Raw genomic sequence first — 11,673 nt, 5'->3', positions numbered from 1 at the left:
GGCTTTTCCCATAACTGAATCCTCTCCCTTATTTCCATTGTAAATCCTTGTAGGGGAGGACTCCAGTTTATTTAGGGGGCCTTAGGGAAAGTACAGTTGAAAAGGAATGATTAGAGTAGAATCCAGCCGATTGCCGGCTCATGAACTGCATTTTTACATTTGAAGCCTCAAATATGATCGGTTTTGGTGCAAATGAACTGTACTTTTGCATTTCGTGAATGTGTTTCGTGTCAAGGCGGTGCAACACGCTTGCGACAAGCGGGTGGCCGCCTCGCACATCCTCCACTAGAGATGTCTTCGGATCACGCCCTCCAGCAAGCTCGCTACCGCATGCGGCCCGCTCTGGAGCACCTCTCTCGACAGAGGGAGTCGTACGAAACGTTCATCCAGGTCCAGCGCCTCGGCGAACAAGCCGCTTAAGCCGCGGGCTCGGCGAATGGTTTGTTATTTTGACCGAGACCCGCTAACATAGGGGTACAATTGTTATCCTCGAGGTGAAGGAGGTTATCTGATGCTGCTAGAGGTTATCGCAACCTGTGTAGAGGACGCCGTCGTGGCGGAGGCAAATGGAGCGGACCGGCTGGAGCTGATTACAGCGATGACGGAAGGGGGACTCACCCCTGGGATTGGCATGGTTCAACAAGTGGTGAAGGCGGTGTCTATTCCCGTTCATGTGATGGTGCGCCCGCATAGCCGATCTTTTGTATATGGGGAAGCCGATTTATTGACGATGGAAGCCGAAGTGCGAGCGATCGCCGAAACGGGGGCGGCGGGGATCGTCTTTGGCGCGCTGACCGCCGATCGGCAAATTGATGAGGGGGCGCTGGAGCGGATCTTAAAGTTGTCGGGGGAGCTGAACGTTACGTTTCACCGGGCGTTTGACGAGTTGGCCGATCTGCCGTCCGGTTTGCGCACACTCATGCAGTACCCGCAGGTGAACCGGGTGCTGACCTCGGGCGGACCGCGCCCGGCGCCGCAGGCGGTTTCCGAGATTCGGGAGCTGGTGGAGATGGCACGCGGCAGCTCGTTGCGCATTTTAGCTGGACACGGCTTAACCCTGGAGACGGTCTCCCAAGTCATTGCCGACACAGGCGTGAGCGAAGTACACTGCGGCTCTGCGGTTCGAATCAACGGGAACGGACTGGCTCCCCTTGATCCCTCCAAGCTGCAGAGCTTATCTCGTTTGTTACATGGCATAAAATAACAGATAACAGCATAATATAACAAAAATTTACTGGATACGACACCTCTTCGGGAGATAACATGTCATTAAATCCCATATAGAGGAGCGATCCTGAATTTATGCATATTTATCCCAATAACCAACAAACTTTAACAAAACGTTGTGCATTGGCACTCCTGTGCATACTGCTGCTGCTCGAAACGGTGGGCGCTTCAACTCCGGTGATCGCAGCGTCCGCTTCAACCGCATCCCCCGTATCCTGCGGTCCGGGTTGTCAACGTTATGACATTGTTATGATTGGCAGTGAAATTGAAGGGGTGCTCTTGGCAAAGCGGGCGCATGATGCCGGGCTAAGCGTACTGATCCTCGATCCTCGCGAGAAGCCGGGCGGGGAGCTGATCCAAGGACAGATGCTGGTGCTGGACGAACCCAACGACAATCGTAAGCGCAGCTTGGTGCAAGGCGAAATGAAATCCTTGTACGACGGCTACAATGCCGGGACAATTCGTAAATTGTCTGCTTTTGAAAACTATTACCGTAAGATGATCCGAGGGATTCCGATGCGAAGCGGCATCGTCATTGACAGCGTGGAGATTAATGGAACCGGCAAATCAAATCAAGGGAAGACGCTGAAATCAATCACCTACCTGGCCAAAGACGGCAAATTGTATCAAGTACAGGCGGGATACTTTGTGGAAAATACCGACTTTAACGCACTCACCGTCCATCTTGGCAACAAACGAATCCCGGGGATGGAAAGCTTGTACAACGGCAAGAAGCCGGATTATATGGCCGCTACCTATATGCTTCGGTTCAAGGGAGTTAACTGGGGCAAGCTGCATCAAGCGGTGCTAGAGGATTATCCGCTGACGAATGTCGTCAAGAAATACGGCCCCAATACATATGTTGATTGGGATTTCGCCACTGGCTTCAGCAACATAACCTACCAGTATAAGCCGCGGGACTCCCAGCTACTACTGAGAGGATTAAATGCCACCTATCAGAAAGACGGTGAAGTGATCGTTAATGGCTTGCTGATTTACGATGTCGATCCGGCCGATCCGAAATCGGTCCGCTCTGCCGTGGCTAAGGGCAAGGCCGAAGCCCCGTATATCGCCAAATTTTTACGTGAACATATTCCCGGGTTCAGCAAAGCGCAGCTCAATGGATATCCCGATTATTTGTACATTCGCGACTATAACCGTTATGAAACGGAATACGTGCTGACCTATAAAGACGTGATGTCGAGCCGGATGTTCTGGGATAACGTGACGCTTGGAGGATATCCCGTCGATTTACAGGCAACTCGCGCGTTGAAGAAGGGGATTGGTTTCGGCAAGCCGGACCGCTACGGGATTCCTCTGCGTTCCTTTGAGCTGAAGAACTACGACAACGTCCTGGTAGCTGGTAAAAATATTGGTGCGGAAATCAAAGCCTACGGCAGCGCCCGTATCATCCCCACCACTGCTTTGGCCGCGGAAACCATGGGCATCCTGCTCGCGCGGGAATGGAAGAAGGGGCACAAGCGGTTAAGCGAGCTGACCGCGGCGGATTTCCGCCGAATCCACCAATATTTGAAGAAGGATTACAACATCCGGGTCGATCAATGATCTGTATGCGGAAGTTCCTGAAGCCAGGTCGACCAGGCCTCCTGGAGTCGAGCCACGCCTTCATCGATCCGATCGAACGGGATGCCGCCGAATCCGAGCATAAACGATTTGAGCTCCGTTTCCGGCGGTGCCTCCCAATAGAAGGCGGCAGAGGCGATCCGTACGCCGGCTTGTCCAGCCAGCTGCAGCAGCTGTGCTTCCGGCAGGCGGGATTTGACGTTTAGAATCACATGCATCCCGGCGCTATCACCGGTAACGGCAGCTTGTTTCCCGAAATGTGATGTGAGGGAGGCGACGAGCTGCCGATTTTTTTTGCGATATAGATTCCGCATTCGCCGGATATGCCGTTCGAAGTGTCCTTCCTGAATAAACCGCTCCAGCGTTCGCTGATGTATCCCCGACGCAGACGCTTCAAACAGAATATGCCGCCGCAAGGCGTGGAACCGGGGCACCAGATGCTCGGGCAACACGAGATAATGGATGCAGATATCCGGGGCTAACACCTGGGAGAAGCCGCCGAGATAGATGACGCGGTCGTTGGGGACCAGTCCTTGCAACGCCGGCACCGGTTTGCCTTGATAGCGGAACTCGCCTCCGTAATCGTCTTCGATCAGGTAGCCGTCCACCGCCTTAGCCCATTCCAGCAGCTCCAGTCGGCGGGATAATGGCATGACGAGACCAGTCGGAAACTGGTGGGACGGAGACACGCTGGCGATCCGGGCTCCACTGGCCCGCAACAAATCGGGGCGCAGCCCGTGCTCGTCAAGGCGGATCGGATGGACCGTGAAGTCCAGGGCGGCCAGCGTAGCGGGAACGATCCGGTATCCGGGCTCCTCGACGGCAATGGAATCGATCTCCCCCTTCAGCATTTGCCCTAGCAGCAGAAGCAGCAGATGTTGTTCCGCCCCAATAACGATCTGGTCCGGTGAGGCTTTCACCCCGCGGAACCGGCCTAAATATCCGGCGATGGCACGTCGTAATCCCGGGTCCCCCTGAGCGTCTCCGTAGAACAGCAGGTCTGCATATTCCGGGCGTAAGAGCTGGTTATGTAGTCTTTTCCATAGGGCAAAAGGAAACAAGCTGAAATCGTTCTTAGACAGGTGAAAATCGTATCGTGGGAATCCCGCCTTCTTCTCGTTTGGTGCAGGCTTCGTTTGAGGCATAGCAGCAGCTGCAGCGGACTTCGACGACACCCGGTCCCGGCCTTCCGGCTTCTCGTGTCCCAGCTCAAGTGCCTTATAGGGCTCCGGCAGTTTGACAACGAAGTATCCCCGTTTCGGCCGACTCTCGATAAACCCTTCGGCGATCAACTGCTGGTAGGCCAGCTCGACGGGCGTAGTGCTGATGCCGAGGAACTCCGCCAGCTTGCGGATCGAAGGCAAACGTTGCTCTTCTTGAAGCGAACCGGCGATGATGTCCCGTTTGAACGACTCATAAATTTCGACGTACCGGTAGGAACGCCCGGCCTTCCCAGTTTGTCCGTCATTTTGGTGCGGTATGATATACACTCGTGGATCCCCTTCCTTCGATGGCAAACTGTCCTTTGATTTTTTCTCGATTTGTATATTTTTCAGTATACAGTACCGTGTTAAGATGCGAAAAGAACAACGCAGCAAGATGAACATGTGCAGTAAGAGAGAATAAGCCAAGAGATGAAAAAGGGGAACGTAACGATGAGTAACGCGGGTTTTCTAATGGGTGAAAAAGTATATCTCCGCCCGATGAACGTGGAGGATGCGGAGTGGTATTATTTGAATTTGCATGAGCCGGAAGTGAGAAAATGGACGGGGACGAAACGTCACTTCACGAAGGATTTTATCGCCTCCTATCTGGAGCGGAAAAGTCAGGACGATTTCACCGTACTGCTGGCGATTGTACGACGGGACGATGACCGGCCTATCGGGGACATTGCGCTGCAGGATATCGATCCGAGCAACCGCTGCTGCAACATTCGCATTGCGATTAACCAGACGTCGGATACCGGGAAGGGTTACGGCAGCGAAGCCATGAAGCTGATGCTGGATTACGGCTTTGGCGTACTGAATCTTCACCGGATTGAGCTGAATGTGTTCGACTACAATGCCCGGGCGATGCACGTCTATGAGAAGCTGGGGTTCAAGCGAGAGGGTGTGCAGCGAGAAGCGTTGTTCTACGATCACAAGTACCATGATTCGATTCTGATGAGCATTCTGGAGGACGAGTTCCGGGCGTTGCACGTACGTCAATAGCTCTTGTCAGAGTCTTGGGCAAACCGCTTTGCATAGCGATCCTCGTCAGTTCGTGATATACTAGTGGAACAAATGTTCTCTAGGGATATCGGCGGGTGACACATAGATTTATGGCAAAAGAGTCCACAATTACGATCGCGGTGCGCCCTCTGGTGGAGCATGTATTCCGCAGCGGCAGCTTGGAAGGCGGATTTCGCGCCGCCGTTTCGCTGACGGAAGGCACGAAGGCGCATCAACAGATACAGAAGCAGTACGGCGAAGGAGATCAGAAGGAAGTGTATGTCAAGGCGGAGATTCCCTGCGGGGATCTCCTCTTTGTCGTGGATGGGCGTTGCGATGGGCTGCTGGTCGGTGAGAATGGAAGCTTAACCGTGGACGAGATCAAATCGACAGCCGGGGATCTGGCGGCCATCGACGAGGACACCTATCCCGTGCATTGGGCCCAGGCGAAATGCTATGCCTACATGTACGCCAAAGCCAACGGACTGAGCGAGATGGGGATTCAGCTGACGTATGTCCAGCTGGATACGGGAGAGCGGAAGCAGTTTCGGACGCGCGCCAGGATCGACGAGCTGGAGACATTTATGTATGACGTCGTTCAGCAATATGCCCCGTATGCCCGGCTGCTTCGCAATCATCGGCGCGAGCGGAACCGGAGCATCGCAGAGCTGGCGTTTCCGTTTCCGGGATACCGGGCCGGGCAACGGAAGCTGGCGGGCGCGGTATACAAGACGATCGAGGAAGCTGTCGGTTTGTTTGCCCAGGCGCCAACCGGCATTGGCAAGACGATCTCCACCACGTTTCCGGCGCTGAAGGCGATGGGGGAAGGCAAGTTGAATCAGCTGTATTACCTTACCGCCAAGACGATTACCCGTACTGCGGCAGAGAGTGCCTTTGCGCTGATGGAAGCCCAGGGGCTGCAAGCTTGGGTGGTTACACTGACCGCGAAGGAGAAGATCTGCTTCCGTGAAGAAGTCCGCTGTACCAAGGAAGACTGTATCTATGCCGACGGCTATTACGATCGGATCAATGGGGCGATTCAGGATATTCTGGCGAACGAGACCCAGCTAGCCCGACCGGTCATTGAGGCATACGCCCGGAAGCACCGGGTGTGCCCGTTTGAATTTTCGCTGGACCTCTCCTATGCCGCCGATGTGACGATCTGTGATTACAATTATGTGTTTGATCCCAAAGTGTCCTTACAGCGCATGTTCGCCGAACAGAAGAAAGAAACTGCGTTGCTGATCGACGAGGCGCATAATTTGGTCGACCGGGGCCGGGAGATGTATTCGGCCGAGCTGCTGAAATCCAGCTTCCTAGAGCTGCAACGAACCTATAAAGCGAAGAATCCCTCTGTTGCGAAGGCGGCGAAGGCAGTGAACGCGGAGTTCATCGCACTGCGGAAGCAGGCAGAAGGATCGTTTTGGGGGGATCGGACCGCGCCAGAGGTGCTGCTGCAGCGGGTGGAGGCTTTTGCCGAGGCGGCCGAACGGGAGTTGGCAATCGATCCCTCCGCCGCCGGACAAGCATATGCTCCAGGCAGTCCAGAGGCCGAGACGCGGGAGTTGTTGCTTCAGGCTTATTTTGACGCTTTGCATTTCAGCCGAATGGGTAAGCTGTACGATGAACGGTTCGTCACCTATGCCGAGATCACCAGGGAGGACGTGCGGGTGAAGCTGTTTTGTCTGGATCCTTCTCATTTACTGCAGGAAATGAGCAAAGGGTTTCGCTCGCGGATCTTTTTTTCAGCGACCTTATCACCGATGGGGTATTACCGCGACATGTTGGGCGCCGGGCCGGACGATTATTCGATCACGCTGCCGTCCCCCTTTTCTCGGGATCAGCTGGAAGTGGTTGTGGTGCCGCTGTCCACCAGATATCAGGACCGGGAACAGACGCGAGGCCCGCTTGTTCGTGCGCTGCAGGAGGTAACCCGCGGACGGCCGGGGAATTATTTGTTTTTCTTCCCTTCTTACGCTTATATGAACATGATCTATGAGGACTTTGCCGCTGCCAAGGAGGATGGGACGGAGCTGTTGCTTCAGCAGGCGGGGATGAAGGAGGAGGAGCGGGAGCAGTTTTTGGCTGCGTTTGTCCCGAACCCTGAACCAGGTCGGACCTTTATCGCGTTTGCCGTCATGGGCGGATTGTTCTCGGAGGGCATCGATCTAGTCGGCGACCGGTTGACAGGCGTGGCGATTGTCGGCGTTGGCTTGCCGCAAATCGGTCCGGCACGCAACTTGATCCGCGACTACTTTCAGGCGACCGGACGAGATGGCTTCGATTATGCTTATGTGTATCCCGGCATAAATAAGGTGCTGCAGGCCGGCGGGCGCCTGATTCGCTCGGAGACGGATTATGGCCGATTGGCCCTGATCGACGACCGATATCTTCAACCGCATTACGCCCGGCTGTTGCCGGAGGAATGGCATTAGTCAACGTCCGAATATTCCCCTTAATTGTGACATATTTTGAACATGTAAGGATCACTTGTTCCAGTTGGGGGAGGCGACGGTTTGGGGATCACGTATATTAAGGTGTCGGTCGTTTATTTTGTCATCGGTGTATTGCTAGGCATGTACATGTCCATGCAGCATGACTATACTTTATCGGGCGTTCATGCTCACGTGAATTTGCTGGGGTGGGCGTCCTTCGCGTTGGCTGGTGTCATTTATGTGTTGTTTCCAGGAGCAGGGGAAAGCGTGCTGAGCAAAATCCAGTTTTGGACGTACTCCATCGGACTTCCGGTCATGATGATCAGCTTATCTCTGGTGCTGAATGGTTCCGATCAGCTGGAGCCTTTGGTTGCGATCGGCGGAACACTGGTCGTATTCAGCGTGATCTTGTTTGCGGTTAACGTGCTGACGAACGTGCGAACCAGCGCGTCGGCGCGCGGCAGAAAGTAGCATTCGCAAGCGAAAAAAGGCGCATCTGTCCTTCATTAGCCCCCCGAAAGATTTGCGGGGGTTATTTTTTTGCATAAATGGGTTGACAGTTATCTCGATATCATATATCTTAATATCAAGATATCTCAAATTAAGAATTGTTGAAGAAGCTTGAGGTTACCTTATACAATAGTTGTCATAGTTAGATCACGGCAGGGAGGTGAACTCATAGATGGATCCATCAAAGCGTGAGGCGTTGCATTTGTTTATCGTCTTGTCCCGAGCCAACGAGTGGGTACATGCGCATGCAGATAAGGAGATTCGGAAATACGGATTAACCCGGACTGAGTTTAGCGTATTAGACTTGCTGTACCATAGAGGCAGACAGCCGATTCAGCAAATTGGCTCTAAAGTGTTGATGAGCAGCGGCAACATTACGTATGTCGTGGATAAGCTGGAGAAGAAGGGGTACGTCACCCGTCAGGATTGCGCGGAAGACCGGCGGTTAGTTTACGCAGAACTCACCGAGCAGGGATGCGAGTTCATCGAAGAGGTATTCCCGCGGATTACCGATATCATCGAGGAGGCCGTCAGCGGTCTTTCATCGGAAGAGAAGCAGATCGCGGGAATGCTGCTGAAGAAGCTTGGGAAATCGGCGCAGGCTGGCTTTAAGTAGCGGCAAGGGGGCAAGGGGCAGCCGGAGGACCTAGAATCATCGCTAGCAAAGGAATTGATTTCATGACAAAGATCCGATAGGCGGCGGGAAAGGGCGTCAAAGGACGTCTTTTCAGGCCAAATATCTTAATATAAAGATTCTTAATGCTTAGAGGTATGCGATTCGTGCGTGAAGGTACGCACTCAAAAAAAATAAAAAGCAAGGAGTTATATAACATGAATCTGGAATTGGCATTATTAATTATTCGTTTGGTGTTGGGATTAACGATGATGGGGCATGGCGCGCAAAAACTGTTTGGTTGGTTTGGTGGTCACGGGCCTAGAGGAACCGGCGGTTGGTTTGAATCCATCGGGATGAAGCCTGGGGTGCTGATGGCTGTGTTAGCAGGTCTCGCTGAGTTTGGCGGCGGCTTGCTGGTGGCAACTGGCTTGTTTACGCACGTGGGCGCGGCACTGCTGATTCTTACGATGATCGTGGCCATCGTTTCCGTTCATGGGAAGAACGGGTACTGGTCGACATCAGGCGGCTTTGAATACAATTTGCTGCTGATTGCCGTTTTGGTTGGCTTGATGTTGTCCGGTGCCGGAGATTACTCCCTCGATGCTCTGCTATGAGCCGTCAAATGAGATCGCAAACGTAACTTAGGGTTTTATTTAGGAGGAAGTTAGGGATGAGTTCGAATGAGCATGATTTTACTACGATTATCAAAACCCGCCGATCAGTGAATAAATTTATCCCGGGCGTGGAAATCCAAGACAAGGAACTGGAAGAAATCTTTAATCTTACGAAATTCGCTCCTTCGGCGTTTAACTTGCAGCATACCCATTATGTAGTAGTGAAGGACCCTGATTTGAAGGAGCAAGTGTATGAGGCTGCGGCAAAGCAATATAAAATTCGGACCGCTTCCGCGGTGATTCTAGTACTCGGGAAAGTGGATGCCCACAAGGATGTCGGCGAGATGAACGAAGGCCTGCTGAATTTAGGCTTTCTCAGCAAGCAGGAGTATGACTTTCTTGTGTCGGATACGATCGGGTTCTATGAGAGCCGGGGCGAAGCGTTTATGCGGGAAGAGGCGATTCGCAGCGGCAGCCTGTCGGCCATGCAGATGATGCTCGTCGCGAAGGACCGCGGCTGGGATACCTGCCCGATGATCGGGTTTGATCCTGATGCGTTGCGCCGCTTGTTGAATGTGCCGGACAATTACATCCCGGTGATGCTGATTGCGATCGGCAAAGAAGACAGCTCGAGCTTCCGCCCGCGCGGTTATCGTAAGCCGGTTGGCGAGTTCGTCAGCATTAACCGTTTTTGAGCTTGTCCACAGTCCAAATTTAAGGAGGAGTTACACATGGTACATCCAACTTCAGGGATTCACCATATCACCGCATTTGCAACCGACCCGCAGGCGAATGTCGATTTTTACGCAGGAGTGCTGGGGCTCCGATTAGTCAAAAAAACGATCAACTTCGATGCCCCGGAGGTGTACCATTTGTACTTCGGCGATGAGGACGGGAATCCGGGAACGATTATGACCTTCTTCCCGACGCCCGGGGCTCGGCGCGGCCGGGTTGGCGGCGGCCAGGTTGGAATCACCACCTTCGCCATCCCGGTTGGCGCGATGGACTTCTGGCGGGAACGCCTGGGCAAATTTGGCATCTCCACGACCGAGACTCGCCGATTCGGCGAAACCTATCTGCATTTCCGTGACACGGACGGACTCCAGCTAGAGCTGGTGGAACGGGCTGCGGGTCCGCTTAACATGTGGTCGTTTGGCGGCGTTCCGGCCGATCGGGCGATCAAAGGCTTTGGCGGTGCGGTGCTCTACAGCATGGCCCCAGAGAAAACGGCTGCGTTGCTCGAAACCGTATTGGGCTTGCAGAAGCTTGGAACAGAGGGCCAATATACCCGCTTCAAAGCCGAGGGTGACCTTGGCGACGTGATCGACGTCAACATCAAGCCGTTGGATTACGGGTCGGGCGGAGCCGGGACGGTGCATCACATCGCCTGGAGAGCCCGGGACTTTGCGGAACATGAAGCCTGGAGAGTTCGGGTTGCCGAGCACGGCTATCATCCGACGCCCATTGTGGACCGGCAATATTTTCACGCGCTGTATTTCCGGGAGGAGGGCGGCATCTTGTTCGAAATCGCTACAAATCCGCCGGGGTTCGCCAATGATGAGTCGCCGGAGCATTTAGGGGAACGGTTGATGCTTCCCGCTTGGTATGAACCGCATCGAGAAGCCATTGAACAAAACCTCACCCCGTTTGAAGTCCGGGTGCTGAAGGAGGACCTGCAGGGATGAAGCTAAAACATATTTACAAGCCGGGGATAACGACGACTAGCGGTGAATCGGCGGCACCTCCATTGCTATTGCTTCACGGAACCGGCGGTACGGAGCGGGACCTGTTGCCGCTGGCAGAGATCATCTCCCCGACTTCCGCCGTGCTTAGTGTCCGTGGGAACGTGTTGGAGAACGGGATGCCGCGCTTCTTCCGGCGGCTGGCAATGGGCGTATTTGACGAGGAGGATCTGGTGCTGCGCACGAAGGAGCTGCACGAATTCCTGGACGAGGCGGCGGCGCAATATGGCTTCGACCGGAGCCGCCTCGTGGCCGTGGGGTATTCCAACGGAGCCAATATTGCTGCAAGCCTCCTGTTCCATTATGAGGCTGCACTCAGCGGGGCGATTCTGCACCATCCGATGGTGCCTCGGCGGGGCGTGCCGTTGCCGGAGATGACAGGAATCCCTGTCTTTATCGGGGCGGGGCGGAACGACGTGATGTGCAAACCGGAGGAAACCGAGGAGTTGGCGGGGGTGCTCCGAGGTGCCGGGGCCCAAGTGCATGTGCATTGGGAGCCTTACGGGCATCAGTTAACCGAAACCGAGGTTCAGGCAGCGGCAGCGTGGTTTCGAGATCATCTTCTAAATCAATAATCCCAACAATCAACAAAGGCAGTTCGGAGCACATTGCTCTGAACTGCCTTTGTTTGTTGGATAAATTAAGTCCCACAAATGAAAGATTTTGTGCTAGCATAAAAATGTGTACGCTTACATGGGGGATAATGGTTGATTTATACATGGATGAAGTTTCGCA

At 53.9% G+C, this 11,673-nt stretch carries 12 protein-coding genes; 10 read left to right on the top strand and 2 right to left on the bottom strand.

Going from position 1 to position 11,673, the window contains the following annotated elements; translation table 11 throughout:
- Nucleotides 1-285: 285 nt before the first annotated feature.
- Complete coding sequence (locus C812_RS22980; RefSeq protein ID WP_279626235.1) at nt 286-411, bottom strand: hypothetical protein; 126 nt, start codon at nt 409-411, stop codon at nt 286-288.
- Nucleotides 412-511: 100 nt separating this feature from the next.
- Here C812_RS22980 and C812_RS19360 point away from each other — a divergent pair, with 100 nt between their 5' ends.
- The gene (locus C812_RS19360) at nt 512-1,204 is read left to right on the top strand and encodes a copper homeostasis protein CutC (protein ID WP_016314332.1); all 693 of its coding nucleotides are present in this window, start codon (nt 512-514) and stop codon (nt 1,202-1,204) included.
- A 98-nt stretch (nt 1,205-1,302) separates the two neighbouring features.
- On the top strand, nt 1,303-2,793 hold the full coding sequence (locus C812_RS19355) for an FAD-dependent oxidoreductase (protein ID WP_016314331.1): 1,491 nt from the start codon (nt 1,303-1,305) through the stop codon (nt 2,791-2,793).
- Here C812_RS19355 and pdxR read toward each other — a convergent pair.
- Nucleotides 2,787-4,301, bottom strand: coding sequence for a MocR-like pyridoxine biosynthesis transcription factor PdxR (gene pdxR / locus C812_RS19350; protein WP_244268365.1), 1,515 nt, complete (start codon nt 4,299-4,301; stop codon nt 2,787-2,789). The two genes, C812_RS19355 and pdxR, sit on opposite strands and share 7 nt — an antisense overlap.
- 165 nt (nt 4,302-4,466) lie before the next feature.
- Here pdxR and C812_RS19345 point away from each other — a divergent pair, with 165 nt between their 5' ends.
- From C812_RS19345 to C812_RS19310, 8 genes are all read left to right on the top strand, one after another.
- Nucleotides 4,467-5,021, top strand: a complete 555-nt coding sequence (locus tag C812_RS19345) for a GNAT family N-acetyltransferase (RefSeq protein WP_016314329.1) — start codon at nt 4,467-4,469, stop codon at nt 5,019-5,021.
- Nucleotides 5,022-5,131: 110 nt separating this feature from the next.
- Nucleotides 5,132-7,456, top strand: coding sequence for an ATP-dependent DNA helicase (locus tag C812_RS19340; RefSeq protein ID WP_036626012.1), 2,325 nt, complete (start codon nt 5,132-5,134; stop codon nt 7,454-7,456).
- 81 nt (nt 7,457-7,537) lie between these two features.
- A complete protein-coding gene (locus C812_RS19335; protein WP_016314327.1) occupies nt 7,538-7,927 on the top strand; it encodes a heme-copper oxidase family protein in 390 nt (129 codons plus the stop codon).
- Nucleotides 7,928-8,138: 211 nt separating this feature from the next.
- Nucleotides 8,139-8,582, top strand: a complete 444-nt coding sequence (locus C812_RS19330) for a MarR family winged helix-turn-helix transcriptional regulator (protein WP_016314326.1) — start codon at nt 8,139-8,141, stop codon at nt 8,580-8,582.
- Between the two features lie 215 nt (nt 8,583-8,797).
- The gene (locus tag C812_RS19325) at nt 8,798-9,196 is read left to right on the top strand and encodes a DoxX family protein (RefSeq protein WP_016314325.1); all 399 of its coding nucleotides are present in this window, start codon (nt 8,798-8,800) and stop codon (nt 9,194-9,196) included.
- Between the two features lie 56 nt (nt 9,197-9,252).
- On the top strand, nt 9,253-9,891 hold the full coding sequence (locus C812_RS19320) for a nitroreductase family protein (RefSeq protein ID WP_016314324.1): 639 nt from the start codon (nt 9,253-9,255) through the stop codon (nt 9,889-9,891).
- Nucleotides 9,892-9,927: 36 nt separating this feature from the next.
- Entirely contained in the window at nt 9,928-10,881 is a 954-nt protein-coding gene (locus C812_RS19315; protein WP_016314323.1) for a ring-cleaving dioxygenase, read from the top strand.
- Nucleotides 10,878-11,513: an alpha/beta hydrolase gene (locus C812_RS19310; RefSeq protein ID WP_016314322.1), complete on the top strand. Its 636-nt coding sequence runs from the start codon at nt 10,878-10,880 to the stop codon at nt 11,511-11,513. The genes C812_RS19315 and C812_RS19310 overlap by 4 nt, the downstream gene beginning before the upstream one ends.
- Nucleotides 11,514-11,673 lie beyond the last annotated feature (160 nt).

It is taken from the genome of Paenibacillus barengoltzii G22, assembly GCF_000403375.2.
GTDB lineage: Bacteria > Bacillota > Bacilli > Paenibacillales > Paenibacillaceae > Fontibacillus > Fontibacillus barengoltzii.
Note: the sequence above shows the minus strand (reverse complement) of the source record. Positions and strands in the feature narration are given on the sequence as shown.

Bases quoted from the DNA above. Each gene is read 5' to 3' on its own strand.
- C812_RS19320 (WP_016314324.1), top strand. From the start codon at position 9,253: ATGAGTTCGAATGAGCATGATTTTACTACGATTATCAAAACCCGCCGA.
- C812_RS19360 (WP_016314332.1), top strand. From the start codon at position 512: ATGCTGCTAGAGGTTATCGCAACCTGTGTAGAGGACGCCGTCGTGGCG.
- C812_RS19345 (WP_016314329.1), top strand. From the start codon at position 4,467: ATGAGTAACGCGGGTTTTCTAATGGGTGAAAAAGTATATCTCCGCCCG.
- C812_RS19355 (WP_016314331.1), top strand. From the start codon at position 1,303: ATGCATATTTATCCCAATAACCAACAAACTTTAACAAAACGTTGTGCA.
- C812_RS19330 (WP_016314326.1), top strand. From the start codon at position 8,139: ATGGATCCATCAAAGCGTGAGGCGTTGCATTTGTTTATCGTCTTGTCC.
- C812_RS19340 (WP_036626012.1), top strand. From the start codon at position 5,132: ATGGCAAAAGAGTCCACAATTACGATCGCGGTGCGCCCTCTGGTGGAG.
- C812_RS19325 (WP_016314325.1), top strand. From the start codon at position 8,798: ATGAATCTGGAATTGGCATTATTAATTATTCGTTTGGTGTTGGGATTA.
- C812_RS19310 (WP_016314322.1), top strand. From the start codon at position 10,878: ATGAAGCTAAAACATATTTACAAGCCGGGGATAACGACGACTAGCGGT.
- C812_RS19315 (WP_016314323.1), top strand. From the start codon at position 9,928: ATGGTACATCCAACTTCAGGGATTCACCATATCACCGCATTTGCAACC.